27 protein-coding genes are annotated in these 26541 nt (G+C 60.2%); 14 read left to right on the plus strand and 13 right to left on the minus strand.

What is annotated here, in order from left to right:
- The first annotated feature begins 255 nt into the window (after window positions 1–255).
- The 9 genes from tssI (at window position 256) to BWR59_RS18330 (ending at window position 10143) form a co-directional block, all read left to right on the plus strand.
- Entirely contained in the window at window positions 256–2688 is a 2433-nt protein-coding gene (gene tssI, locus BWR59_RS18290; RefSeq protein WP_081567041.1) for a type VI secretion system Vgr family protein, read from the plus strand.
- The gene (locus tag BWR59_RS18295; RefSeq protein ID WP_168184503.1) at window positions 2685–3512 is read left to right on the plus strand and encodes a DUF4123 domain-containing protein; all 828 of its coding nucleotides are present in this window, start codon (window positions 2685–2687) and stop codon (window positions 3510–3512) included. Before tssI ends, BWR59_RS18295 begins: the two co-directional genes overlap by 4 nt.
- A 5-nt stretch (window positions 3513–3517) precedes the next feature.
- Window positions 3518–4024: a DUF3304 domain-containing protein gene (locus BWR59_RS18300; RefSeq protein ID WP_081567042.1), complete on the plus strand. Its 507-nt coding sequence runs from the start codon at window positions 3518–3520 to the stop codon at window positions 4022–4024.
- A gap of 151 nt (window positions 4025–4175) precedes the next feature.
- Window positions 4176–4646, plus strand: a complete 471-nt coding sequence (locus BWR59_RS18305) for a DUF3304 domain-containing protein (protein WP_168184504.1) — start codon at window positions 4176–4178, stop codon at window positions 4644–4646.
- The gene (locus BWR59_RS18310; RefSeq protein WP_081567044.1) at window positions 4643–6544 is read left to right on the plus strand and encodes a DUF2235 domain-containing protein; all 1902 of its coding nucleotides are present in this window, start codon (window positions 4643–4645) and stop codon (window positions 6542–6544) included. The genes BWR59_RS18305 and BWR59_RS18310 overlap by 4 nt, the downstream gene beginning before the upstream one ends.
- Window positions 6541–7029, plus strand: a complete 489-nt coding sequence (locus BWR59_RS18315) for an META domain-containing protein (protein WP_081567045.1) — start codon at window positions 6541–6543, stop codon at window positions 7027–7029. Before BWR59_RS18310 ends, BWR59_RS18315 begins: the two co-directional genes overlap by 4 nt.
- A complete protein-coding gene (locus tag BWR59_RS18320) occupies window positions 7029–8678 on the plus strand; it encodes a DUF2875 family protein (RefSeq protein WP_081567046.1) in 1650 nt (549 codons plus the stop codon). The genes BWR59_RS18315 and BWR59_RS18320 overlap by 1 nt, the downstream gene beginning before the upstream one ends.
- A complete protein-coding gene (locus BWR59_RS18325; protein WP_081567047.1) occupies window positions 8675–8947 on the plus strand; it encodes a PAAR domain-containing protein in 273 nt (90 codons plus the stop codon). The genes BWR59_RS18320 and BWR59_RS18325 overlap by 4 nt, the downstream gene beginning before the upstream one ends.
- A 263-nt stretch (window positions 8948–9210) precedes the next feature.
- Window positions 9211–10143 carry a LysR family transcriptional regulator gene (locus tag BWR59_RS18330; RefSeq protein WP_081567048.1) on the plus strand — a complete coding sequence of 311 codons (933 nt, stop codon included), beginning with the start codon at window positions 9211–9213 and terminating at the stop codon, window positions 10141–10143.
- Window positions 10144–10393: 250 nt separating this feature from the next.
- Here BWR59_RS18330 and pstB read toward each other — a convergent pair whose 3' ends face one another.
- The 8 genes from pstB to BWR59_RS18365 form a co-directional block, all read right to left on the minus strand.
- Window positions 10394–11173: a phosphate ABC transporter ATP-binding protein PstB gene (gene pstB, locus BWR59_RS18335; RefSeq protein WP_081567049.1), complete on the minus strand. Its 780-nt coding sequence runs from the start codon at window positions 11171–11173 to the stop codon at window positions 10394–10396.
- The gene (gene pstA, locus BWR59_RS18340; RefSeq protein WP_081567050.1) at window positions 11173–12051 is read right to left on the minus strand and encodes a phosphate ABC transporter permease PstA; all 879 of its coding nucleotides are present in this window, start codon (window positions 12049–12051) and stop codon (window positions 11173–11175) included. Before pstA ends, pstB begins: the two co-directional genes overlap by 1 nt.
- Complete coding sequence (gene pstC / locus BWR59_RS18345; RefSeq protein WP_081567051.1) at window positions 12048–13043, minus strand: phosphate ABC transporter permease subunit PstC; 996 nt, start codon at window positions 13041–13043, stop codon at window positions 12048–12050. The genes pstA and pstC overlap by 4 nt, the downstream gene beginning before the upstream one ends.
- A 70-nt stretch (window positions 13044–13113) precedes the next feature.
- Complete coding sequence (pstS, locus tag BWR59_RS18350) at window positions 13114–14133, minus strand: phosphate ABC transporter substrate-binding protein PstS (protein ID WP_081567052.1); 1020 nt, start codon at window positions 14131–14133, stop codon at window positions 13114–13116.
- A 324-nt stretch (window positions 14134–14457) separates the two neighbouring features.
- Window positions 14458–14925 carry an MFS transporter gene (locus BWR59_RS32640; protein WP_218191233.1) on the minus strand — a complete coding sequence of 156 codons (468 nt, stop codon included), beginning with the start codon at window positions 14923–14925 and terminating at the stop codon, window positions 14458–14460.
- A complete protein-coding gene (locus BWR59_RS32645; protein WP_218191234.1) occupies window positions 14922–15767 on the minus strand; it encodes an MFS transporter in 846 nt (281 codons plus the stop codon). Before BWR59_RS32645 ends, BWR59_RS32640 begins: the two co-directional genes overlap by 4 nt.
- 55 nt (window positions 15768–15822) lie before the next feature.
- Entirely contained in the window at window positions 15823–17016 is a 1194-nt protein-coding gene (locus BWR59_RS18360; protein ID WP_218191236.1) for a CaiB/BaiF CoA-transferase family protein, read from the minus strand.
- A gap of 1 nt (window position 17017) precedes the next feature.
- Window positions 17018–17848, minus strand: a complete 831-nt coding sequence (locus BWR59_RS18365) for an enoyl-CoA hydratase-related protein (protein WP_081567053.1) — start codon at window positions 17846–17848, stop codon at window positions 17018–17020.
- A gap of 260 nt (window positions 17849–18108) precedes the next feature.
- Here BWR59_RS18365 and BWR59_RS18370 point away from each other — a divergent pair, with 260 nt between their 5' ends.
- A complete protein-coding gene (locus tag BWR59_RS18370; RefSeq protein WP_081567054.1) occupies window positions 18109–18792 on the plus strand; it encodes a GntR family transcriptional regulator in 684 nt (227 codons plus the stop codon).
- A 27-nt stretch (window positions 18793–18819) separates the two neighbouring features.
- On the opposite strand, the gene BWR59_RS18375 is transcribed toward BWR59_RS18370, so the two are convergent.
- The 5 genes from BWR59_RS18375 to BWR59_RS18395 form a co-directional block, all read right to left on the minus strand.
- Window positions 18820–19596, minus strand: coding sequence for an ABC transporter substrate-binding protein (locus BWR59_RS18375; RefSeq protein WP_081567055.1), 777 nt, complete (start codon window positions 19594–19596; stop codon window positions 18820–18822).
- Between the two features lie 131 nt (window positions 19597–19727).
- Complete coding sequence (locus BWR59_RS18380) at window positions 19728–20084, minus strand: RidA family protein (RefSeq protein ID WP_081567056.1); 357 nt, start codon at window positions 20082–20084, stop codon at window positions 19728–19730.
- Window positions 20081–21505 carry an FAD/NAD(P)-binding oxidoreductase gene (locus BWR59_RS18385; protein WP_081567057.1) on the minus strand — a complete coding sequence of 475 codons (1425 nt, stop codon included), beginning with the start codon at window positions 21503–21505 and terminating at the stop codon, window positions 20081–20083. Before BWR59_RS18385 ends, BWR59_RS18380 begins: the two co-directional genes overlap by 4 nt.
- A complete protein-coding gene (locus tag BWR59_RS18390) occupies window positions 21498–21824 on the minus strand; it encodes a (2Fe-2S)-binding protein (RefSeq protein ID WP_081567058.1) in 327 nt (108 codons plus the stop codon). The genes BWR59_RS18385 and BWR59_RS18390 overlap by 8 nt, the downstream gene beginning before the upstream one ends.
- On the minus strand, window positions 21814–22938 hold the full coding sequence (locus BWR59_RS18395) for an FAD-dependent oxidoreductase (RefSeq protein ID WP_081567059.1): 1125 nt from the start codon (window positions 22936–22938) through the stop codon (window positions 21814–21816). Before BWR59_RS18395 ends, BWR59_RS18390 begins: the two co-directional genes overlap by 11 nt.
- A gap of 120 nt (window positions 22939–23058) precedes the next feature.
- On the opposite strand from BWR59_RS18395, the gene BWR59_RS18400 reads away from it, so the two are divergent.
- The 4 genes from BWR59_RS18400 (at window position 23059) to BWR59_RS18415 (ending at window position 26482) form a co-directional block, all read left to right on the plus strand.
- Window positions 23059–23964, plus strand: a complete 906-nt coding sequence (locus BWR59_RS18400) for a LysR substrate-binding domain-containing protein (protein ID WP_081567060.1) — start codon at window positions 23059–23061, stop codon at window positions 23962–23964.
- An 89-nt stretch (window positions 23965–24053) separates the two neighbouring features.
- On the plus strand, window positions 24054–24377 hold the full coding sequence (locus tag BWR59_RS18405; RefSeq protein WP_081567061.1) for a hypothetical protein: 324 nt from the start codon (window positions 24054–24056) through the stop codon (window positions 24375–24377).
- Between the two features lie 243 nt (window positions 24378–24620).
- Entirely contained in the window at window positions 24621–24935 is a 315-nt protein-coding gene (locus BWR59_RS18410; RefSeq protein WP_168184505.1) for an antibiotic biosynthesis monooxygenase, read from the plus strand.
- Between the two features lie 215 nt (window positions 24936–25150).
- A complete protein-coding gene (locus BWR59_RS18415; RefSeq protein ID WP_081567063.1) occupies window positions 25151–26482 on the plus strand; it encodes an OprD family porin in 1332 nt (443 codons plus the stop codon).
- The last annotated feature ends 59 nt before the right edge of the window (window positions 26483–26541 follow it).

Below are 26541 nucleotides of genomic sequence, written 5' to 3' on the forward strand. Positions count from 1 at the left end.
TCGAGCCTCATGAGGAGCGTTTAAATGCTGACTAACAGGGTTCAGAGTTAGTTCACATGAATGCTTTGTCAGTATTGCCACCCCAGTGAATCTGATCCCGCCTACGTCCCGCCAGGAATCCCCCTACAGGTAATCCCGTTAGCAAATGCTTCACTGCCGAACGACTTCCGTAGTCGACGAAACCCCGCATGGACGCGCTCAATCATTTTTGCCCGCCTGGAGATCGCTCACGCAGCGCCAGGCTCAGGAGAAACCATGCTCAGGGATTTGGCAGATATCTTTTCGCCGCAAAACCGACGCCTGATCAGCCTCAAAACCGAACTCGAGGGGGAGCAGGAATTACTGCTGGATTCAGTTTCCGGTCGGGAGGCGATATCGGAACTGTTCACCTTCGAGGTCGAACTGCTCGCCAGGGATGCCCATATCGAACTCAAATCGCTGATCGGCAAGCCTGCGCAATTACAGATCGAACTGGCGAGCGGGAATACGCGGATCATCGATGGCTACATCACCCGATTCAGCCTGCAGGGCAGCGACGGTGGCCTGACCCGCTACACGGCCACCCTGAGTCCGTGGCTGTGGATGCTCGGTCAGCGCCAGGACTCGCGGATCTATCAGGAGAAAACCGTCGAGGACATTCTGCGCGCGGTTTTCGCGGCATACGGCGACCTTCCGCGTTTCGAGTTCCGCCTGTTCGATCCTCTGCAGCCTCATAGCTACATCACCCAGTATTTCGAGAGCGACCTGAGTTTTGTCCTTCGCCTGCTTGAGGGCGAAGGCCTGTTTTTCTATTTCGAACACGATGCAAAAGGTCACACCCTGGTGATTGCTGACCGTTCGACCGAACTGCTCCCGCTGCCGGAACAGCCGCGTATTCGTTACCACAGGGCGTCCGTGACCGAGAAAGACGATTCGATCACGCACTGGAGTGCGCATCGCCAGCTTCAATCCGGGCGCATGTGCATCCAGACCAACGATTACAAACAACCGGCCAATGCCCTTCCGGTGACCATGAACAGCCTCAACCAACAGGGCGACGTGGCGCGACTGCAGATTTATGAACGTACCCGACCCTGCTCTCACCGCACGTATGAGGCCGGCGAATTCATCCTGCGCAGGCGCATCGAAGCGCTCGAGAGCGAGGGCAAAGGCTTCACCGGTGTAAGCAACTGTCGCAGCATGCGTCCGGGGTACAGCTTCGAACTGACCCAGCATTTCGATCATGACCTTGGCTCCCTGCAGGACCGGCAATTTTTACTGCTCAGCGTGGAGCACCAGGGCCGCAACAATTATTGCTCGCCCAAACCCGCCGACTACGCGAATACCTTCGGTTGCATTCGCAGCAAAATCCCCTTTCGGCCCCCGCTGTCAACGGAACGACCCGCCATCAACGGGCCGTTGACCGGGGTCGTGGTCGGTCCTCGGGCGAACGAAGTATTCACCGACGAACTGGGCCGGATTCGCGTGCGTTTTCATTGGCAGCGCCATATCGAGCCCGATGATGATGCGACACGTGAGGACGCGGACGACACGGCCTGGCTGAGGGTTGCGATGCCGAGCGCGGGAGCGGGCTTCGGCCACCAGTTCGTGCCACGTATCGGCCAGGAAGTGCTGATCCAGCACATGGCCGCAGATGTGGATCGCCCTGTCGTGACCGGTGTCTTGTATAACGGCACCCATGCACAGCCCTACTTCAGCGGCGAGTCGGGGCTGCCGGGCAATGGAGCGCTGTCGGGGATCAAGAGCCGGGAGCATCGCGGAACCGGCTACAACGAACTGGTGTTCGACGACACCCCTGAGCAACTGCGAGCGCGTCTTGCCAGCTCCCATCGAGCCACCGCGCTGAACCTGGGCAAGCTGACCACGCCACGCACCCGGGGTAGTGCCAAGCCGCGCGGCGAAGGTGCGGAGTTGCGCACCGACGCGGCCATCGCGCTGCGTGCGGCTCAGGGCATGTTGCTGACCACGTACGCGCGCACTCAGGCCAGTGGGGCGCAACTGGATCGCAGCGAGTTGCTCGACCTGCTGGCCGAGTGCGGCGAACTGTTCAAGGCGTTGGGTCAGACGGCAGTGAGCCAAGGCAGCACAGCGCTCGACGCCCGGGGCTTCGAAGCCTTGCAGCAGTCCCTCAAGCAATGGCCGGCCGCTGACAGCCATCAGTCCGGTGACCCCGTATTGGCAATGGCAGCCGCCGCTGGCACGGTCAGCGCCACGCCCGGCTCGCAGCTTCAGGTCGCTGGAGAAAACCACGACACCCTTGCCCGCCGTCATCTGCAATTTACCAGCGGGCATGCCACGCGCTTGCACGCCGGGGAAGGCATTGCGCTGTTCGCCGAGCAAAAAGGCATCAGCGCCATCGCCAATCGCGGCAAGGTAACGGTGCAGGCGCAACAAGACGATGTCGCCCTCAATGCCCAACAGAACGTACAGATCAGCGCAGAACAGGGCGAAGTGGTGATCAGTGCGCCGCACCTGCGTTTCGTTGCCGACGACGGCAGCTACATCAAGATCGGCGGCGGTATCGAGATCGGCACCCAAGGTGAGGTCATCACCCACGGCCGCAGCCATGACTGGGTCGGGCCGAAAACCGAACGCTACAGCGTCTCGATGCCACCGCCGGCCGAGTCAGTCTGCCTGGAATGCCTGCTCAAGGCCGCACTGTCCGGTGCCGCGCAGGTGACCCTATGAACCGACTGCCGACACCCTACACCCACCTCGTCGAAGCCAACGGGCTGAGCAGCCTGGTCCTGCTCGACGGTGCCATGCAACAACGCCTGGGGACCCGCCTGGCCGAACAGCCCGAGGGCGCCATTTCGCTGTTCGCCAACTATCCCAAGGCCGTACGCGCACTGGGACCATGGCTGATGAGCGAGGCACGCGCCGCCTCGCTCGGCATCGACGGCTGCGCACGGGGTATCAACTGGCTCGCCAGTGAATGGTCGATGGCAGATGTCGAGGCGCATCTGCTGTTGTGGATGCGCGGGCAGGACAGCGCCTCGCGACGCTGGCAGCGCCTGGCCGACGGCCGCGCGCTGAACGCCTTGCTCTCGGTCTGGACCGTGGCGCAGCGGCATGCGTTCTCCCAGCCCTGGCGAGCCTGGTGCTACGCAGATCGCAACGGCGCCGGCCATTTGCTGACCCTTGCGCACCAGTTCGAGATCCTGACACCGGTCTCGACTGACCTTGGCCCCGAACAGCAATCCGCGCTGATGCGGGCCACCCTGGCGGACGCGCTGATTCACGAGCTCAAGACGCTCACTGCGCTGCACAGCTCGCTCAAAGGCTGCCGCGAAAAACGTCATGCCGCCGTCGATGCGGTGCTGGCCCAGGCCATGGCGGCGGGTTATGCCGACATGACAGACCTGAGCGCTCTCACCGCCTGGGCATTGCGCACAGGCACCGATGCGCCCACGCGAGTGGCTGAACTGCCAGCGCTGCAACAGCAGTTGAGCGGCCGCGAACTGCTTGATGCACTCGACGGGGAAGCGAGCGATGCCGAGGTGGGCTCGTGAGGCGCATGTCGTTGGGGGCTTTTCTGGGGCTGGCGGTGTTGCTGATCGCCATGTCCCGCTATGAAAAATCCCCGCCTGTGGAGCCAATGGTGAAGACCCGTTATTTCGGAACGACCGTGACGCCAATGGACCATGAGGCGAGCGATACGTTTGTGCGGCCGGTGTATGTCGATGGCGGCTGGGTTGGCGCGGCGGGTACTGGCGGAAGCTCCGTCGCAGGCGCGCTGAGTCTCCCTGCGCCCTGGCACCCGGGATTGACCGTACGCGTTAAATGGAGACGTTGTGAACGCTTTTACAAGCACAACCCCATCCCTGACTCAGAGGCCTGTCACTGGACTGAAAAACATGTACTGGTTCACCCGTACGATAAATCCGGTGGCACTAACGTGCACATCCTGGAAAACGATGATGTATTGATAATCCCAACCATGTTGGACCCTAGACATCCGGACTATCCCGGTCCCTTATATCCGGAAAAAGATTTTCGCCTGAAGAAAGGAATCTCGAAATGAGTCACAAGAGCTGGCGCCCTTCAGATGCGCCTCTTTTGCACTTGGCTTTGGCAGAAACTGTCGCGCGTGCGGTTGAGTTTCGCTACCAGCCCAATAAACAGGCGGCGTATTCGGCATCAAGTAGGCATATTCAATGCGCATGAGCCTTGGCATGTTTCTGGGGCTGGCCGCGATAGTAATTGCGCTGTCCAGATATGAAAAATCACCACCGGTAGAACCTGTAGTGAAAACCCGTTATTTCGGGAGTGGTGTGACGCCAATGGATCACGAGAGAAGCAATACGTTTGTGCGGCCGGTTTATGTCAATGGCATCGGAGTTGGCGAGGCGGGTACAGGTGGAAGTACAAGCTTTGGTGCCCTAAGCCTTCCCGCCCCTTGGCATCCGGGGCTGACTGTCCGGGTTGGATGGCGACGTTGTGAACCCTATGGCAAGAACTGCCGGTGGACTGAAAAAGATGTTTTGGTTCATCCCTATGATCACTCTGGCGGCACTCAACTGCATATTTTAGAAAACGATGATGTCTTGATAATCCCAAGCATATTAGCTCCGAACCACTCTGATTATCCGGGCCCACGCTATCCCACAAAAAATTTCGTCAAAAGGAAAGGAATCTCAAAATGAGCAATAAGAGTTGGCGCCCCTCCGAAGCGCGGCCATCGCACTTGATTCACCCAAACGTGTTCGTTCCAACAGCCGAATATCCCTGCAGATTAAAGCTTAGTTTTTCAATTTACTTTGACGGCACACGAAACAGTAAGGAAGAAGACAAACCAAAGGGATCGCATACCAACATCGCAAAGTTGGCGGATCTGTCGCTTGAAGATCAAGACAACTGCCAATATCGCCTTTATATCCAAGGGGTAGGCACATGTTTCTCGGAAATAGGCGAACCGGCCCCTCATCCAGACGGCGCCAAAGAGGGGGCGATGGGCGACCGCCGTATACGCTATGCCATGCTGTTCATCGTCAATAGGATTGCCCGTGTCACGCATGGCCGCGACCTGGTCTATGAAGATCCCCAATCCATCACCCACGCCGTCAAAAACGACAACCTGATTCCCCGTTGGCGCGACCAGATCACCTCCATGCTGAAGCCACGCATCGGCGGCCCGAAGATAGATGAAATCACTCTCGATCTGTTCGGCTTTTCCCGCGGGGCCACGGCCGCGCGTTCGTTCCTCAACCAGTTGCTGATGCACTTCGGCAATAACGACCACACCTTTTGCGGCATACCAGTGCGCGTGCGTTTCATGGGGCTGTTCGACACAGTGGCCTCAGTCGGGCTGGCCGACGCCTATCCGCTGCCGGTCGACGGCCATATGCACTGGGGCAAGAAATCCCTGTTGACCATTCCGGCCTGCGTCGAGCAATGCGTTCACATGGTCGCCGCCCATGAAAATCGCGTGTCGTTTCCGGTGGATCTGGTGCGTGCCGGTGACACTTATTCCGCCAACTGTCTGGAGATCGTCTACCCCGGCATGCACGCCGACGTGGGTGGGGGCTATGGCCTTCGGGACCAAGGCAAAGGTACGCAGCTGGCCGATGGCAGCGTACGTCACTTACCGGCGGATAAACTGTCGCAGATCCCGTTGAACGACATGTATGAGCGAGCACTGCGAGCAGGTGTGCCATTAAGAAAAATCGATCAGGCACGCCATGGAGATTTGTCTGAAGACCTCACCATCAGCCCCCAACTGCAAAACAGCTTCGACGCCTACATGGCCCAACTCAATGCCTTGCAAGGCGGCGCCCCGGTCACCGAGCACATGCTGGCCCACCGCAGGCTATACCTGGGCTGGCGCAAGCAGGTACTGGCGGACGAGCATTTCAGCCAGTTGTCGTTCGTGCGTCACAGCGCCGATCAGGAGCGAGTGGACCTGATCGAGGCCAATCGTCAACTGCGCGAACGCGTGGAGGTGTTCAGCAACGATACGCAGCGGCAGCGATTTCTGCAGCGCAATCAGTACAGTCTCGCTTCGCCCATGGAAAAGGGCTTTCACCTGGAGTGGCGCCACGCCCCTGCCCTGCCTCCCGAGGCGGGGCTGTTCCTCGAACAGTACGTGCATGACTCTCGCGCCCACTTCGTGCTCACCGATCCGCAAACCGAGGATGAGCACCACGTCCTGCATCAATCGCTGGAACGACAGGACGGCGACTACCAGCAGGCCATGACAACCTGGCGCACCCAGCAGAAGGCCGATCACCAGGCCGCGCTGGAAGGCAGACACGTGGTGCCCGGCGTCCCGCCCCGGGACCCGCTGGGCGAACCGGGCCGGGACATGCTGCGCCTCTATCGGACTGGCCAGCCGGCCATATTTACCGACGCCCACCCCGGCTCCAGCGTCGACGGCATGACCGACGGCCGCGACCTGGTGAATCAGGTTTCGGGGCGCCGCGAAAACTGGAGTTACCTGCGACTGCGCCAGCTGTTCGCCGGCGAGCGCGTGCGCTACATCCTCACTCCCACGCGCACGGAAGCGCCTGCCCGATCAATCGTTGAAATCAGGAGAAGTGCATGAACCGCAAAGGATGGCTTTACGGATGTGCAATGTCACTGGCCGCTGCGCTCATCGGCTGCAAGCAGGAGCAGGCGCCCGAACCCGTGGCGGACAAGGCCAAGCCGCTGCGCACCACGGTCTGGAAACTCGCCCAACTGGACCTTGGGCAAACACCCTACGCACTCACCGACATCCCGCAAGAGAGTCATGTGGGTTTCGTGATTTTCAACGCTGAAAACGAGACGCTGACTGGCTTCGCCGGTTGCCAGCAGGTCGATGGCCGGTACCGCGTCGATGGCGGGAACCTGAAGGTGGAAGCGATAACGCTGTCCGGCTCGCGCTGCTACAACCCGCGCTTCGATCAGGTGGGTGATCGCTTTTCACAGGCCCTGCGCAGTGTGACCACCTACCGCCTGGCCACCGATGACGCGCGACTTGAACTGATGACAGACAGCGTCGTCAGCGCCGTGTTGCTCTACCGTCAGCCAGAGGAAGGAACCTGGTAATGGACTCTCGAGAAAACAACGCCCGACGCCCGGCGCTCAAAACCGAACGAATGCGGACCTATCCACCCTTGAACCTGCCGCGAGGCTACCTGCGTGTCGGCGCGCTGCTGGCCGTCTTGTGGGTGGGTCTATGCTTTGCAATGAAGTGGAGACTGGCGACTGAAGGTCAGCAGATGCCGGACTTTGTGCTGGACATGGGTCGCGGCGTGATCTGGATAACCATGGGGCTGCTATTCGCGTTTTCGCCGCACACGCTCTGGAAAATAAAACGTTATGAACGCAAGCGAGACCTTGAGGACCGAGCACATGCGCAGTGGATGATCGACGAGGCGCAGCAGACTTTCGCTCTGGAAATCCAGGGCATCGGGCTGGGCATGCACGGCACCACACTCGGTGATTTATGGACTTCAATGAGCCCCGGTATTCACGCCGCAGCCGTCGCCCCCACACCGCCGAAGGATGATTACAGTCTGCGAGACTGGCTCTACCCTCTTCGCCGAACGGCGTTTCGTGGCGCGGCGGCGCAGGCGGTGACGTTCTGGCCAATTCCGACGTTCGTCGTGGGTTCATTGCGGGCCGAAGAGCAGCAGGTGAGCGCGGCGTGGACAATCAATGAAGCTCGCAATGCCGCCATGCTGGGACAGCACCTTTTCGTCACGACGCACTCCGAACGGGGCAATCAGGTGCAGACGATGATCCAGCATTTGTTCAGGTTCATGGACGAACAGCCGCGCGTTCCGCAGACCCTGATGGTCAGCGACGAGGAAGCGGTGTCGGCGCCGGCCCGATCGCAGGTCAGGGCAAACACCTGCGCCTTGCTGCTCGGTCGCGCCGACCGTGGGGCTGCGCTGGCGTCATCCGCGATCGAAACGCCCAAAGGCGAGGCGTTCATGGGCACAGCGCTCGGCAAGCTCTGGACGTTTTTCTGGAACACCGACACGGCCTACGCCGCGGATTTTCTCAAGACGCGCGGCGCCCAACACGACGCCACGGCGACCATCCCTCGAACGATGCCCGCCCGCTACTGGCAAGAGCGATTAGCTGAACTGCCGAGAGTCGGCGACTATGGGGGCACAGGATCATTCGTGCCAAGCCCCTGGTTACCGGTGCGCTGGGCGAGGTTTCAGGTGCAGACCTTCGAGGCTGCGCCGCTGCTGGGTTATCTGCACCGTCCTGTAACCGTCGCAACCCTGCCGGAGGAAGGCGAGACCGCTGCCGGCATGCACAACATCGCGTTGCTCAAGGATGGATGGATCAATGCGCTGAACTCACTGCCGGCTGGCGAACGGCCCGTACGCGTGTTTCATGACAGCTCCCGACACCCTGCCGCCAACGCGACACTGATACGTGCATTGTCCGAGCCGGGCCATGAGGGCCGAGGCCTGGGCCTGACGCATCCCGATGAGGCTTTCGATATCGGGCAACTCATCGGCGACACAGGTATCGGCAGCACGCTACTGCTGATCAGTCTGGCGACGGCGGCCAGCCATGAGAGTGGTGGCATCAGCGCGGTCGTGTACATCGGCGACGATCACAGCACGACCTTCCAGATGATTCGCCCGCCCACGGCTGCACGCAAACAGAAAAATCAACAAAATGAAGCATCTGCCAATCCATTCAGTACCCGCACGGAGAGCGCCCTGCAATGAAGCATCCGATCTGCCTTGGAGACCCCACCACCGGAGGCGGTCGCGTCAGCCGCTGCCAATTGGCGGGTACCCATACGATCCAGGGCGTGCCTGTGGCAGTGCTGGGTGACAGCGCCAGCTGCCCTTTGCACCAGGGCGTGTTCACCTTCCGCGAAGGACACCCTGTTCGGAAAATGAATGGCATTCCTGTGGTGCTCGAAGGGCATCGACTGACATGTGGGTGCCATGCCATGGCCAGGCATGCGCTGACGGTGAGGTCGACTTTTTAGGACAGTCGGGCTGCGGGGAAGCGTCGCAAGGCTGGCGTGATTGGGAGTTCAGTGGAGATGGCGACAGTGCGCAATCACTGAACATGCCTTGGGAGCGTCAACGGTCATGAGAGCGTTGTTCCTCTTACACAGATGGGGCCGATTAACCATCCAGTCCGCGAAAGCTGTGCTTAGGCTGGACGTCAGCCATTTGCGATCCATAAACTGTCGGCCATCATGTCGTTACACAACGGATGGCATATGTCGGGCAACGGGGACGATTCATGAATCGCAATGAGCTGCGCAAGGCGGATATCAACCTGATGGTGGTGTTCGAAACCTTGATGCAAGAGCGCAATGTCACCCGAGCCGCCGAGAAACTGTTTCTTGGCCAACCCACCATCAGCGCCGCGCTGAATCGTCTGCGTGCGCTGTTCAACGACCCGCTGTTCATCCGCGTCGGCCATCGCATGGAGCCCACGGCGCGGGCCAACGAGATCATCAATCACCTGTCTCCGGCGCTGGACGCGATGTCCGTGGCGTTGAGCCTGACCCGGGATTTCGACCCCGCCAGCAGTGACATGACATTCCGCATTGGCCTGTCCGATGACGTCGAATATAGCCTGATGCCGCCTTTGCTGCGGGCTATTCGCGAAGAAGCGCCAGGTATTGTCATGGTCATCCAGCAGGCCAATTACTGGAATATTTCAGAACTGCTGATGTCCGGCGAGATTACAGTCGGCGTATGTCTGACTCGCGAGTTGCCCGCCAATGCCAAGCGCAAGATGTTGCGCAGCATCAAGCCAATGGTGGTGCGCGCCGATGATTCGCAGGAACCGATCACCCTGGACGAATACTGCTCGCGGCCTCACGTGGTGGCATCGCACGTTGCCAACATTTCGAGCTTTGCAGATGACTGGCTCGCGGCGCTGGGTCGCAAGCGCAAGGTGGTGCTGTCAGTGCCGCAATACAGCACGCTGCCGGCCCTGATGGCGGGCACCGATCTGCTGTGCAACCTGCCGGATCACCTGGCATTGGCATTGAACAAGGCGGGAATCTTGCGAGGAGAGCCGCTGCCATTCATCGCACCCAATCTCGAGCTGTCGATGGTCTGGCTGAGCGTGATGGATACCGACCCTGCGGAACGCTGGTTGCGCAAGCGGCTGGAGCAGTTCATGGGGGATCACAGCACGATCCCGCCTGTTCCGCTGGGGTAAGCCAATCGCTGCCGTCGTGACCTCCGGCGTCTCCCACAGGTTTTTTAGCGTGTCGAGCTTTCGGGTTTGGCACGAAACCTGTGCAAGTTGCTGGATTCACAGGAACTGCGGCCGACGCTGAACTTGTGGGAGCTGCTGGAGCCGTGCGACAGCCCGGGCCGCGATCGGACGAAGCGGTGCGCCAGCTACGAATGAATCGGCTGGCACACCTCCAGCGTCTCGGGCGGAACTGCGGTATGCGGGCTGAGGATCAGCCAAACCGGCCGGTGATGTAGTCTTCGGTCTGGGTCTTGGACGGTTTGGTGAAGATGGTATCGGTGTCGCCGTGTTCGATCAGTTCGCCCATGAACATGAACGCGGTGTAGTCCGAGCAGCGCGCGGCCTGCTGCATGTTGTGGGTGACGATAACCACGGTGAACTGCTCCTTGAGTTCGGTGATCAGCTGTTCGATACGGCCGGTTGAGATCGGGTCGAGCGCCGAGGTCGGTTCGTCCAGCAGCAACACTTGCGGGCGCAGGGCGATGGTGCGGGCGATGCACAGACGCTGCTGCTGACCACCGGACAGGCTCTGGGCGCTCTGCTTGAGTTTGTCTTTGACTTCATCCCACAAAGCCGCGCCACGCAGCGCCTCTTCCACACGCTCTTCCATCTCGCGACGGGAGAGTTTTTCGTGGTGACGCACGGCGTAGGCGATGTTGTCGTAGATCGACATCGGGAACGGCACCGGCTTCTGGAACACCATGCCGACGTGGCTGCGCAGGCGGTTCATCGAATAGCCAGGGGCCAGGATGTTTTCGCCGTTCAGGATCACTTCACCCTTGGCTTCCTGCTTCGGGTACATCGAATAGATGCGGTTGAACACGCGCAGCAACGTCGACTTGCCGCAACCCGACGGGCCGATGATCGCGGTGATGCGTTTCTCGGGAATGGTCATGTCGACCGACTTCAGCGAGCGATGACCGTTGTAGAAGAAGTCGAGGCCGCGTACCTGAATTTTGGTTTTTTCGTCGGCAAGGGAAAGGTTATTCATCAGGACGCCCTATTGCGCAAAAGGAGAAGACGGGAACTGAGGCTCAGCACCAGCACGAACAAGGTCAGAATCAAGGCACCGGCCCAAGCCAGGGAATGCCAGTCATCGAACGGGCTCATCGCGTACTGGAAGATCACCACAGGAACGCTTGCGATTGGTTTGAGAACGTTGCTGCTCCAGAACTGGTTACCGAAGGCAGTAAACAGCAGTGGCGCGGTTTCACCGGTGATACGCGCCAGTGCCAGCAGGACGCCTGTGACCACGCCCGCCTTGGCGGCACGCAGGACGATCTGCAGGGTCAGCTTCCACTGCGGCACACCCAGGGCCAGAGCGGCTTCACGCATGGTCGAGGGTTGCAGTTGCAACATTTCATCGGTGGTGCGGACCACGACCGGAATCACCAGCAAGGCCAGCGCCAGGGCACCGGCAATGGCCGAGAAACCGACCTGATGGTTGGTCAAGGCGCTGACCGGCAGAATCACAGCGGTATACACGAACAGACCCAGCACGATGGACGGCGCCGACAGCAGGATGTCGTTGATGAAGCGAACCGCGTTGCCCAGCTTGGTATGACGAGCGAACTCGGCCAGCCAGATCCCGGCCATCAGGCCGATCGGCGTGCCGATCACCAGGCCCATGCCCGACATCAGGAAGCTGCCGTAAAAGGCGTTGGCCAGACCACCCTCGGAACCCGGTGGCGGGGTCATTTCGGTGAACAGACGCAGGTTCAGCGCCTGGAAGCCGTTGATGATGGTGGTCAGCAGAATCCACACCAGCCACAGCAGGCCGAACACAGTGGCGCCGCAGCTGAGAACCATCGCGATCATGTTCTTGAACGCGCGGGCCCGGTACAGGTTTTCGTTGTCGGCCTTACTCATAGACCCTCCTTGCGCGACAGACGGGACAGCATCAGACGGGCAATCGCCAGCACGATGAAAGTGACGACAAACAGCAGGAAGCCCAGGGCAATCAGCGACGAACGATGCAGGTCGGTGTAGGCCTCGCTGAATTCGTTGGCGATCACCGAAGCGATCGAGCTGCTCGGCATCATCAGCGATGCGGAGAACTGGTGTGCGTTACCGAGTACGAAGGTCACCGCCATGGTTTCACCCAGTGCGCGGCCAAGGCCCAGGAAAATACCGCCGACCACCGCCGAGCGGGTATATGGCAGAACGATGTCCCAGACCACTTCCCAGGTTGTGCCGCCCAGCGCGTACGCCGACTCTTTGAGCGCGATAGGCACGCTGCGGAAGACCTCGGTCATCACCGAGGTAATGAACGGGGTGATCATGATCGCCAGCACGATACCGGCGGTCAGCATGCCGATCCCCAGTGGCGGGCCCTGAAACACCTGACCGATCAAAGGCAGTGCACCCAGGTTGTCGTTGATCCACGGTGCCATGTATTCGGCCATGAACGGGCCGAACACGAACAGGCCCCACATGCCGTAGATGATCGAAGGAATGCCCGCCAGCAGTTCGACCGCGGAGGCAATCGGCATCCGCAACCACGGCGGCGCCACTTCAGTCAGAAAAATCGCGATGCCGAAACTCACCGGAACGGCGATCAGCAGCGCGAGAAAGGATGTCACCAGGGTGCCGTAGATCGGGACCAACGCGCCGAAGTGGCCGTTGACCGCATCCCATTCAGTACTGGTAAGAAATTCGAAACCAAAGGTCTTGAACGCCAGGGCTCCGCCCCAGAGTGTCGAGCCGGCGATGCTCGCCAGCAACAGCAGCACCAACAGAGCCGCTCCCAGCATCGTGCGCCGGAACCAGGCGTCGTGTCGGTGATCGCGGGCCGCGCGCTTTTCGCTCTCGGACGTCGCGTCCGGAATCACAGCGGACATATATTGGGTGTTTTCAGTCATGGTGGGTCCACTCGCAAGGAAACCCTGTCACCGAGCGCTCGATGACAGGGGTAAGCCGGATAACGTCGAGTTACTTGGTGAACTCGGTTTTCCAGTAGTCTTCGATCTTGCTGACCAGCGATTTAGGCAGAGCTACGTATTCCAGCGACTCAGCCTGAGACTGACCTTTTTCCAGGGACCATTTGAAGAAGTCGAAAGCGGCCGCGCTTTTCTCGGCGTTTTTCGGCTGCTTGTACATGATGATCCAGGTGGTGGCAGTGATTGGCCATGCAGCATCGCCAGGGGCGTTGGTCATGATCAGGTTGAAGTCTTTGGCGCTTGCCCAGTCGGCAGTGTCGGCAGCCGCGGCGAAGGCTTTGGCGTCAGGCTTGATGAACTTGCCTGCAGCGTTTTCCAGTTGGGTGTAAGCGATTTTGTTCTGGGTCGCGTAGGAGTACTCGACGTAACCGATCGAACCCTTGATCTGTTTTACGTAGGCAGACACGCCTTCGTTACCCTTGCCACCCACACCGACTGGCCACTGAACGGCAGAACCTGTGCCAGGACCGGATTTCCAGGCGTCGCTGACTTTGCTCAGGTAGCTGGTGAAGTTGAAGGAGGTACCCGAACCGTCCGAACGGTGAACGACGGTGATAGCGGTTTCAGGCAGTTTCACGCCCGAGTTCAGCGCAACGATCGCTGGATCGTTCCACTTGGTGATTTTGCCCTGGAAGATGTCAGCCAGAACCTGGCCGCTCAGCTTCAGGCCGTTGGCTTCGATGCCTTCCAGGTTGACCACTGGAACGATGCCGCCGATCACGCTTGGGAACTGACCCAGGCCTGCGGCTTTCAGGTCGTCTGCGGACAGAGGAGCATCGGATGCGCCGAAGTCAACGGTTGCCGCCTTGATCTGAGCGATACCGCCGCCCGAACCGATCGACTGGTAGTTGATGCGATGTGCAGCGTCCTTGCTGTAGTCCTGCGACCACTTGGAGATAACCGGGAATACGAAACTCGAACCAGCGCCCGTGACGTCAGTAGCGTGTGCCATCCCGGTCAGGCACATCGAAGCCAGCAGAAGTGACAGGCGTTTTTTAGTCAGCAGAATCACGGCAATACCTCAACAAGAGAGAATGTGTTTGTGGTCACAGTTGAAGACCCGATGCAGATTTAAAACCCGAAACATTTCTGTTTGATGACAGTCTGGGGACACGCGCCGAAAACGGCGCGGATTTGTAGGTATTTTCCTACACCCTGTAAAAACGAAACCCCCGGTTCCATTGGGGAAACCGGGGGTTGTCTAGTTTTCGAGAATTTAATATCAATGGGCCACAATCAGTGACTGACAGCCTTCCTTAGGGCTGTTTTTCACCTCATTTGTGACAAACACATGGCAGCGAAACCCCGCCGGCCGTGCCTTGCAACGTGTTCGCTGTCATTTCGCGATGGCTTCTTTTCGCTCAAGTGTTTCGAAGTTTTTCGACTCCTGCTTTTCTTCGGCAACGAATGTGTTCTGCGGCTTCATGGTGAAGGTCATCAGCACGCCGAAGGCGAGTACGCCGATGGAGATCAGGAACGGCAGCGTCCAGTTGCCGGTCTGGTCGATCAGGTAACCGGCCAGCACAGGGCTTATGATGGTCGCAGTGGCCGCCGTGCCGTTCATGATGCCGCTGGCGGTGCCTGCGCGATCGGACGCGATGTCCATGGGCACCGCCCACATTGGCCCCACGGTCATTTCATTGAAGAACAGCGCCATGGCCAGGAAAATCAGCGAGTACAGCGGTTCCTGAAACAGCAGCACCGGAATCAGCGACAGGCCGGTACATGCCATGCACACCGCCACTAGATAGCTGCGGGCGAGTTTGACGTTGCCGGTCTTGCGCAACAGCTTGTCGCTGATCATCCCCCCCCCAGCAGGTCCCCCACCACGCCGGCGAAGAACACGCCGGAGGTGAACAGCACGGCCGATTTGATGTTCATATTGTATTTGTGCATGAAGTACATCGGAATCCAGCTGAGCATCAGCCAGAGAATCCAGTTGTAGCAGAAGTACACGCTGGACACCGGCAGCATGCGTTTGAACAGGCGTCCATAGGTGCCCGGCGCATCGATGCGGCGCGGTTTGGGGACCGGCAGCACGGACAACTCCTGCTGAGTGATACGCGGGTGGTCGACCGGTTTTTCGGTGTAGGTGACGTACCACAGCACCACCCAGCCAAAACTCAGCGCACCCAACAAGTAGAACGAGAAGCGCCAGTCGTAGGCCGTCATCAGGGCCGCGACGATCAGCGGCGCGCAGGCATTCCCCAGGCGAGCCGCGGCATGAGTGATGCCCTGGGCGAAGCCGCGTTTGTCTTTGGGCACCCAGGCCGCCATGGCGCTGGTCGACGCCGGGAAGGTTGCGCCCTCCCCCAGACCCAGCAACATGCGCGCCGCCACCAGGCTCAGGAAGCCACCCGCCATGCCGGTCAACACCGTGGCCGCCGCCCATATAAAGGCGCAGACGATCAACGTGCGCTTGGCGCCATAGCGGTCACTGACCCAGCCGCCGATGAACTGGAACACCATGTACGGATACGCGAACGCCGAGAAGATAAAACCCAGTTGCGTGTTGCTCAGACCCAGCTCGGTGCTGAACTGTCCCGCTGCGGTGCTGACATTGACCCGGTCGACGTAGGTGATGAAGTACATCAGGCACAGCATCATCATGACGACGGTGGTGGCCTTGATCTTTAGCCTGTTCATGGTTGCGGTCCTCAGTGTTTTTCTTGTAGTTGTTCACTAATGCGCTTGCCAGGTGTCACAGCTCCAGAATCGCGCCCTCGCGACGCAAGTCGGAAATCTGCCCGGCGTCGTAGCCGTACTCCGCCAGAATTTCCTCGGTGTGTTCGCCCAACAGCGGCGACGGTCGATTCACCTGTTTGGGGGTCTCCGAGAACCGGATCGGCAAGGCGATGCTGCGGGCCGAACCCGTCACCGGGTGATGGGTTTCGACGATCATCTCGCGCTCGAGAATCTGCGGATGCTCGACCGCCTGGGAGATGTCCAGCACTGCGCCCACCGGCAGACCGGCAACGTCCAGCCGGGACACCCAGTTATCGGTGGTGTCCTGCACCAGGCATTCGGTGATCAGATCGACCAACGCTTCACGGTTGTTCATGCGCAGCACGTTGCTGGCGAAACGCGGATCGTCGCTGATGTGCGGCGCGTTCAACACTTGCAGCAGGCGCTCGTAGTTGCCCTGATTGGCCGCACCGATGTTGATCCAGCCGTCCTTGGTTCTGAACGCCTGATACGGCGTGCTGGTGGAGTTGGCCGAGCCCATCTTCGGCAGGATCACGCCTTCGGAAAAGTAGTTGGCGGCTGGCCAATACATCTGTTGAAAGCCCGCCTCCAGCAGCGAGGTATCCACCACCTGCCCCTGCCCGGTCTTCTGTTTGTGGGCGTAGGCCGCCGCGATGCCCAGCGCGGCGAGAATCCCGGCGTTGATGTCGGCGATGGGCGATCCGGCCTTGATCGGCGCCTGACCGGGCTCACCCGTGGAACTCATCAAACCCGACAGGCCCTGCGCGATCAGATCGAAACCGCCTTTGTCGGCATAAGGCCCGGTGCGACCGTAACCCGAGACCGAGCAATAGATCAGCCCCGGGTTGAGCTTCTTCAGGGTCTCGTAACCCAGCCCGAGTTTTTCCATGGTGCCTTTGCGATAGTTCTCGGTCACCACATCGGCGTCCGCGAGCATGCGCCGCAGCACGTCTTTGCCGCCGTCGGTTTTCAGGTTAAGCGCGATGTCGCGCTTGTTACGGTTGAGGATCATGAACGAGGCTGATTCGCCGTGTTCGAGGATCGGCGCGAAGCGGCGGCAGTCGTCGCCATCCATCTTCTCGACCTTGATCACGTCGGCGCCCATGTCGGCCAGCATCATTCCGCAGATAGGGCCGGACATGATGTGCGACAGCTCGATGACTTTCATGCCTTGCAGTGGACCGGCCATATCATTTGCCTCCGAAAACAGGTGTGCGTTTGGCCAGGAAGGCCTGGTAACCGATCTGGAAATCCTCGGTGGCGAAGCAGTCGAATGCCTCGTCGTACTCCTCGGCGCTCAAGGGAGTCGGATCGATGCTGCGTTGCACGAATTGCTTGTGCCAGCGCGCCACCAGCGGTGCGCCGTCGGCGATGCGCCGGGCACTGGCCATCGCCTGCTCTTCCACTTCAGCATCAGCCACCACGCGGCTGACGATGCGTTTGTGCAAGGCCTCGGCCGCGCCGAACACTCGCCCTTCCAGCAGCATTTCCAGGGTCACGTCGGGGCCTGCGATGCGCATCAGGCCGCTCATTTCGTCGTGGGACATGGCCAGGCCCAGCTTGTTGACGGGCACGCCAAAACGGCTCGACTCCCCGCAGATGCGGATATTGCACAGCGAAGCGACACCCAGCCCGCCCCCCACGCAGATGCCATGAATCATCGCCACCAGCGGGTGACGGCAACTGGCAATGGCGCGCAAGGCGCTGTGCATCACCGGGCCGTAGTGCCGGGCCAGTTGCTGATTGCCGCGATGGGTTTCGAATTCGGAGATGTCATTGCCAGGGCCGAACGCCTTGGTGCCTGCGCCGCGAATCACGATGCAACGAACCGAGTCGTCGGCGTCCAGCTGGCGGAGGGTGTCGTCCAGCAGCTTCCACATCGTCAGGGTGGTGGCGTTGAGTTTTTCAGGGCGATTGAGCACGACCGTGGCAATGCCACCGTCACGCTGCAGGAGGATTTCGGGCGCGGACCGAACGCTGGATTCGGGTTGCCCTGTTTCGGGAGAAACATGGGTATTCATACGAGCACCTTATTATTTTTGGGATACCATTTCGCGTAATTGGTATCCCAAATATAGACTTTGCTTTTCTCAGTGCAAGGGCTTTTTTACAGAAATATGATCGAACGGACGAAACGCACACTCGCCAAAACCCAGTAAACATTGAGTGAACGCTCTAAATCCATGGGCTGCGTAGATAATTTCTCAATTCACCGGGATAATCGGCGCCAGACGGGTACGTCGCAGACGGAAAAATCCGGGATACCGATGGAGATGGGCTGATGTCCGAAAACAACAATCTGGCGAACATCAACGAAGCGGCCTACGCCGCCTTGCGCGAACGCATTATCAGCGGCGATTTGATGCCCGGCGCGCCGCTGTCCGAGCGTGCTTTGTGCGAGGAACTGGAGGTGTCGCGTACGCCGCTGCGTGAGGCGATCAAGATGCTGGCTCGCGAAGGTCTGGTGGAAATCTCCGCGACCCGCCGCGCGAAAGTCGCCAGCGTCAGCCTGGAAGAAGCGGCCAACATGCTGACCTTGCTGGCAGCTCTGGAGGGGTTATCCGGGGAACAGGCCTGCCAGAAGATTTCGGCGGCGGACATCGCCGAACTGGAAGCCATGCAGGCGGCCATGCGTCTGAGCCACGAGCAGAACGACCTGACCAGTTACTTCAACCTGAACCAGCAGATCCACTTGAAGATCCTGCAAGTGGCGGACAACCGGGTGTTGTCAGAGATGTTCAACAACCTCAATGCCCGCCTGCGCCATGTCCGCCGCCGCCTCAACCCGACGCCGGGGCGCTGGCAGCAGGCAATCACCGAACATGAACAGATGCTCACCTACCTGAAAAAGGGCGACAGCAAGAAGCTGCGCGCCCTGATGGAAGATCACCTGCGCAACAAGATCGATGTGTTTCTGGCGACCATGCTGGAGCACGGGATTGTGAGTGTGCAGCGCTCGGCTTGAGGACTGCCTGAAGCCGAACCTTGCGACCTATTCCCCATAAATATCGAAATCGAAATACTTCTTCTGGATCTGGTCATACGTGCCGTTCGCGCGAATGGCCGCCAGCGCCTGATTGAAGCGCGCTTGCAGCGGGTCGCCTTTGCGTACCGCCACGCCGATTCCGGTGCCGAAGTATTGTTCTTCGGTGAACGCCGGGCCGACGAACTGGTAGTCCTTGCCTTCAGGCTTTTTCAGCAGGCCTTCGTCGATGGCCACCGAACTGGCCATGGTCGCGTCAATGCGGCCGCCCAACAGGTCAAGGAAGACTTCGTTCTGCGAGCCGTAGCTGACGATCGTTGCGCCCGCCGGGACAAATTTGTCGGTCACGTAACGTTCGAAGTTGGTCGCGCGCTGCACGCCGATGCGCAGGCCTTTGAGCTGCGCCGGCACATCGCTGATGCCGCTGTCCTTTCGCACCACCAGACGCGCAGGGATCCGGTAGTAACGGTCGCTGAAGTCCACCGATTTCATGCGCTCCGGGGTGATCGACATCGACGAGATGATCGCGTCGACCTTCTTCACCTTAAGCGCCGGAATCAGGCCGTCGAACTCGTTTTCCTTCCACACGCACTGCACTTTCATTTCCGCGCACAGGGCCTGACCGATGTCGTAGTCGAAGCCGACGATCTTGTTGTCGGCGGTCTTGGAAGCGAACGGTGGATAGGCCGCTTCGATGCCCAGTTTCAGCTGAGGCTCGGCGGCGTGGGCGTTGAGGACCATAAAGGAGGCGAGGCCCAGGGTGGTGACGATACTTCTGATGTTCATGCATGGCTCCAAACGATGTTGTTCAAGTCGGGCGCGCCCTCGGCATGAGGATCGCGTCCGTTATGGCAGCAGCAATGTGAACGGCGGGTGGGCGCTCTTGAGTTGCGGCGCCCTGCCCTTGCAGCGGTTGATCAGACGGCCGCGGTGACGATGATCTCGACGAGGATTTGCGGGTCGTCGAACATCACCTGGCAGGTCGCACGGGCCGGGGTCTGCGCGGCGTCGACCCAGGCGCTCCAGGTTTCATTCATGCCGGCGAAATCGGCGGTCATGTCCTTCATCCAGATCTGCACGCTGAGCAGGCGGCTCTTGTCGCTGCCCGAGGCGGCGAGCAGCTCGTCGACACGCTGCAGCACCTGACGGGTCTGGCCGCGAATGTCCTGGGTGCAATCGGCGGCAACGATGCCCGCCAGCCACGCCACGCCGTTGTGCACCACGCTGCGGCTCAGGCGTGGATTGCTTTCGATGCGATGAATCGAGGTGCTCATGTCAGGCTCCTTTCAAGGGTTGAAGTAACAGAGAGATCGAATTCGCGCTCACTGGCCAGTTGCGCCAGGGTGATGGGTTTGAGCGGCGGACGAATGCGGTAGTAGCCGACAGAAGCCTGTGGAACCTGGCGTTGTTGGGCGATGATTTCAGTGACGCTGAGCCCGCACTGGCGGCCCTGACACGGCCCCATGCCGCAGCGGCCGAAGGCTTTGGTCTGATTCGGACCCTGGCAACCAAGGTCGACGTAACTGCGAATGGCACCCGCGCTGACCTCTTCGCAGCGGCAGACAATGGTCTCGTCGTCCGGGATGCGGTTGCGTTTCTGCGGCCGATACAGCGCGTCGATCAACGGGCGCGCGGCGCCCTGCTGGCGCAGCAATCGACGCCAGGGCAAGGCCAGTTTGTGCAGCTGGATCTCGTCGATCTTCTGCAACTGGTGGGCGATGCGCAGCGCAGCCAACCGGCCCTGGGTGCGCGCAACGTTCGCCCCGCCAATCGCGCCGCCGTCACCGGCAACGAAGATGCCCGCAAGACTGGTCTCCCCCCAGCTGTCGCGTTGAGCCACCCAGCACAATTGCGGGTCATTCCAGTCATGTCTGACCCGCAACGACTGAGTGACCTGAGTGTTGGGGACCACGCCCTGGTGCAACAGGATCAACGAGGCCCAGACCTTGTGTGACTGGCCTTCACTGTCGAAATACAGCGTTTCAGCGCGACGTCCGCCTTCAATGCGCAGGTTCTCAGCCGCGTAATAATGTTTGACCCCGGCACGCTTGAGCGTCGCCAACAGCGAGAGCCCTTTGAGCAGGTCGCGCCAGCCAGCCAACGCCTCGCGCAAACGCCCCAGATGCCTGAACGCTTCATGGCGCCCGCTGGTGTCCACCAACGCCTCGATACGAATTCCGGCGCGCAGGTACTGCACCGCCAGCAGGTACAACAGCGGCCCGCAGCCTGCGAGTACTACCGGGCCTTGCGGCACCATGGCTGCGTTTTTCAGCAGAATCTGACCGGCACCGGCGGTCATCACACCGGGTAAAGTCCAGCCAGGAATCGGCATCGGCCGCTCCATTGCGCCCGTGGCAATCAACAACTGGCGGCCCCGTAGCACGTGAGCCTTGCCATCTTGCAGAAAATGCACGCGGCGCTCTTCGGTCACTTGCCAGACCGCCGCGGTGGGTTGGTAGCGCACATCGCTGGCCAGCAGCGCTTCGACCAGTTCCAGACCGGCGACATAATCGGCGCCGAGCACTTCGCGACTGCGCGCATCCGATTGGGCTACGTTGCGATAAATCTGCCCGCCGGGGCTGGCCTGCTCGTCCAGCAACACCACCGCAAGGCCTCTGGCAGACGCTTCCAGCGCAGCGCTGATCCCCGCAGGCCCGGCGCCGATGACGATCAGATCGACCAGAGCCTCACTCATCGTCGGCGCCCCCGATCAGCAGGTCGCGAGCACCGCGCTGGCGACGCACTGACATGCCGTCCTCAACCTTGATCAGACACGCCTGCGCATTGGCCTGACCGTCGACTTCGACCAGGCATTCGAAACAGACGCCCATCATGCAATAGGGTGCGCCGGGGCGGCCGTTGACCGGGCTTTCGCGGGTATGGCCCACGTCATGAGCGAGCAAGGCCGCCGCAAGGGAAACGCCAGCGGGCACGCTCAGCGGCATGCCGTCGAACGTGATGCGCACGTGATTGGGCGCCAGTTGCAAAGAGCGAAACAGAGCATCAATGGGCATACCGCACCTCGCTTTGCCCCTTGAAACGGGCAAGATTGAACGCTCGGAGCCCGGGCGCATCGGCCTCCCCGGCGATCCACGGAGCCAGGCGCAGCGCATGGGCTGCCGCCAGGGTCACGCCACTGTGGCAAGTGACGACGAACGCACCGGGGATGTCGTGAGCGGCCTCGTAAATCGGATAGCCGTCAGCGCTGAGTACGCGCAAGGCACCCCAGGCCCGGACCATGCGCACCTGCCCCAACTGCGGAAAGCATTGCACTGCGCGGGCGGCGATCTCGGACATGGCTTCACTGCTGGTACGGTCGTCAAAGCCCACGGACTCCAGCGAGTCGCCTAGCTGGACCGTACCTTCATCGGTTTGACGCACGTAGGTCGTGGGGTAATGCAGAAAGGGTTGCAGACGTTCGGTCACCAGAATCTGCCCGCGATTGGGCCGCACCGGGACATCCATCCCGAGCATGGCGCCCAAGGGGCGATTACCAAGGCCTGCTGCCAACACCAGATGTTCGGCTTCAAAACGATCTGCGGCGGCGCGAATGCCGAAGCCGCTGGCATGCTGATCGATGCCATCCACGGTCACGCCATTGATGATTGCAACGCCGCGCAACGTGCACGCCGCGTACAAGGCACGCAGCAGTTTCAGCGGATTGACGTGACCGTCCATGGGCGTATAGCAGGCGCCCACCACACCCGGGCCGATACCGGGAATTCGCGATTTAAGCTGCGCCGGGTCCAGCAGTTCATAAGGATAATCACCGTCGAAGGCTTCCTGCAGCCAGACCAGCCGACGGGTTTCTTCGGCCAGTTCCTGCTCACTCATGCACAGCTGAAAACCGCCGGGCTGACGCAGGTGCAGATCGATGCCGGTGTCGCTCTGCAACAGGGCGTTGAATTCGGGCCATAGCGCCACGGATTGGCGAGTCCAGCTGGCATAGGGGCTGTTCTTGTACCCCTTGCCCTGCACCCACAGCAGGCCGAAGTTGCCTCGGGCAGCGCGGAAGGCGTCATCACCCTCGTCCAGCACGGTGACTTGACGTCCCAACAGCGCAAGGCCATAAGCGATGGACATACCCACCAATCCGCCGCCGACGACGACCACATCTGTCTTGTGCATGATTCAGTTCTTGGCCTGTATAGCGTTGGCTCTCAATGAATCCGATGCTAGAGGCCTGACAATATCCTGAAAAATGCTTTATTTTCTGCCAGTCATGTCTTTTTGTTATGGGATTGCAGGATGAATTTGCGTCAACTCGAAGCCTTCCGTGCAGTGATCCTCGGGCAGACCGTGACCCGCGCCGCCGAGATGCTGCACATCTCGCAACCGGCTGCCACGCGATTGATTTCGAGCCTTGAGGAGGACATCGGTTTTGCCCTGTTCGACCGGATCAAAGGCCGGCTGCAGCCCACTGCCGAGGCCATGACGCTGTATCAGGAAGTGCAGCGCTCGCTGGTCGGCGTAGAGCGTATCGCCCGCACCGCTCAGGACATTCGTCGCCTCAAGCGCGGCTCGCTGCACATCGCCTGTGCGCCGGCCATGGGCCTGATCTTCATGCCGCGGGTGATTGCCGAGTTCATGGCCGAACACGACGGCGTGCAGATCTCTCTGGTGGTGCATTCATCGTCGGAAGTCATCGATCTGGTCGTCGGTCAGCGCTGCGATCTGGGCATCATCGTGCTGCCCAATACCTACCCCAGCCCGCGCTCGGAAAAACTCCTGGCGACCCGCATGCTCTGCGCCCTGCCCGCCGGGCACAGGCTGTGCGACCGGGCGGTGATCGTCCCCGAAGACCTGCGCGCAGAGGCGTTCATTTCCTATCCCCACTCGATCGGCTCGCGGCAGCAGATCGACACGATCTTCGCTGCCCATGGCGTGGAGCGTGAGCTGCGCCTTGAAACCCAGCTGTCCCAGCCCATGTGCGAGTTCGTCGAACACGGCCTTGGCGTGGCGCTGGTGGATGCCTTGAGCGCGGTGAATTACCGGGGGGACGGCATCGTGTTCAAGGCCTTCGAGCCGGCCATCGAGATGGATTTCTCGATGCTGTTGCCGGTTCAGGGGCCGGCCTCGAAGCTGCAGACAGCGTTCCTGGAACACACGTTGGCGTTCATTGCCCGGCATGTGCCGCAGGCCTATCGTTTTTGAAATGACAAGCGACCGTCTGTCGGCAAGACTGCACTCTCGCCCTCCACCACCTGACCAATGTGTATCCACGACAGAAAGGGATTCACATCATGATCAAGACCAAACTGACTGCCCTGACTCTTGCCAGCCTTATGGCCTTGGCGACCGGTTCCGCGTTCGCAGGCTCTACTGGCCCGACCGACCCCGTTGACGGTACTGCCGGGCCACGCACCAGCAGCCAGGGCCCCAACACCGATGGCACCCCTAAGGCCGGCACCAGCTCTACTCCCGGCACCAAGGGCATGGGTGGCTCTAATGGCAACGGTACCACCGGCGAAGGTGGCGGCATGAGCAACGGCAATGGCATGGGCGGCAGTGGCGGCGGCGCAAGTGGCGGCGCTGGCGGATCGGGTGGGTCCAGCGGTAGTAAATAACGGCCGCGCCGTTTACCTGTAGCAGCACGGCTTGCCCATGGCAGCGCTTTCAATATCGCTCCGCCGGCAAGCCGTATTGCTACAGCGGGTTGAATGCATCCTCCATACATCACCGACCCCCGTTTCTCACCATGCCCTCAGAGGTCTCCCGGTCAATCACCTGATTGGATGCTGGCAATTGCGTCTGCCCCCACTAATATGGCAACGGTTCAAACACGATCTCGTTGCGACGGAGACATTTGCATGACCGATGAAGCCAGCAATACCGTACGTATCCACGCCGCTCACGGCCGCTCCGATGAACTGGGCGAATATTTGGCCAGTATCGTGAGAAACCTGCCCTCCCTTCCCGGCTGCTTGAACAGCACACTGAACCGCGACGAGTACGACAACGATGTTTGGGTCATCGACGTTCGCTGGGATTCCTGCCAGGCCATGACCGAGCATTTCGCTCAGCCGAGCAACGAAGGTCTCAATGGCTTGCTGAACAATAGCCTCGTGCGTCACGTAGCCTTCGAAAGCGATATCGAGCGCTGCAATCTGCCCGGAGCTGTATGAAGCACCTACGGGGTTGAACATTCACTTTAAGCAAACCGCTTAATTAGCTGTTAAATAAACCAATCGTCAGAAAAACCGGCTTTGGAGGCCTGATTGCGCCTGTAAAGTGGCGAAGCACACATCAGCGATTATCCTTTGCGTCTTGCGGGCACGTTGGCGTCATGAATTCCCAAGTGAAAGCCGAGTGCCTCAAAGACCCAAGAGGTAATGCCATTATGAGAGTGATGAGTCTGAGTCTGATCGCCCTGGCGGTGTCGGCAGGATACGTTCAATCCGTAGAAGCAGAATCCTTCGTCAGCGATCAGGCCGAAGCCAAAGGTTTCGTCGAAGATGCCAAGCTGGATGTGCTGGCGCGCAACTACTATTTCAATCGAGACGGCAAAAGCGGTTCTCAGGACCGACGAGACTGGTCGCAGGCCTTCATGGCCAATTTCAGTTCCGGCTTTACCCCTGGCACGGTCGGTTTCGGCGTCGATGCCTACGGCTGGTACGGATTGAAACTGGACGGCGGCGCGGGCCATTCCGGCACCGGCAACATTCCGGTAGACAGCAGTGGCAGCCCCGAGGACGAATTCGCCACAGCAGGCGGCGCCATCAAGGCGCGCATTTCCAGGACCGAACTCAAATGGGGAACTATGCAACCCACCGCGCCGGTATTCGCGGCAGGCGGCACACGGCTGTTCCCGCAAACGGCAACGGGCTTCAGTTTGCAGAGCAGTGAGATTACCGGACTGGACCTTGAAGGCGGCCACTTCACGGCGGGTAATGGCCCGCAACACACCAGCGCCAGCGGCGAACTTTTTGCCAGTTACGCAGGGGTCACCACCAATAGCGTTGATTTCGTCGGCGGCAAATATGCGGTCAACGACAGTCTGTCGTTTCAGTTGTACGGCTCGGAATTCGAAGACATCTGGCGTCAGTACTACGGTAACGCCAACTATGTTTTGGCGATGCCGAGTGATCAATCGCTGACGTTCGATTTCAATATCTATCGCACCACCGACGAAGGTCAGGCCAAGGCCGGCAGCATCGATAACACCACCTGGTCGCTGGCCGCCGCATACAACTTCATGGCCGGGCACACGTTCACCCTCGCCTACCAGAAAGTGCATGGCGACGAGCCGTTCGACTACGTGTCATTCGGCGATAACGGTCCGGGCACGACAGGCGACTCGATCTTCCTCGCCAACTCCATTCAGTATTCGGACTTCAACGGCCCGGGGGAAAAATCCTGGCAGGCGCGCTACGACCTGGCGATGAGCACCTACGGCATTCCAGGCCTCAGTTTCATGGCACGTTACGTCAACGGTCGCGATATCGACGGTACCAAGATGGCCGCCGACAGCCCTTATCGCGCCTATGGCTATGGCGAGGATGGCAAGCACCACGAGACCAACCTGGAAGCCAAATACGTGATCCAGGACGGCCCGGCCAAGGACTTGTCATTCCGAGTCCGCCAGGCCTGGCATCGGGGCAATGCCGATCAGGCCGAAGGCGATCAGGATGAATTCCGCTTGATCGTGGACTACCCGATTTCCATTCTGTAGGGGTGCTGCCCAGGATTGGCCTCATGATCTTTGTGCAGATTGGCGGTGTGACAGATGGC

This window comes from Pseudomonas sp. Bc-h, from assembly GCF_002080045.1.
In the GTDB taxonomy this organism is placed as follows: Bacteria; Pseudomonadota; Gammaproteobacteria; order Pseudomonadales; family Pseudomonadaceae; genus Aquipseudomonas.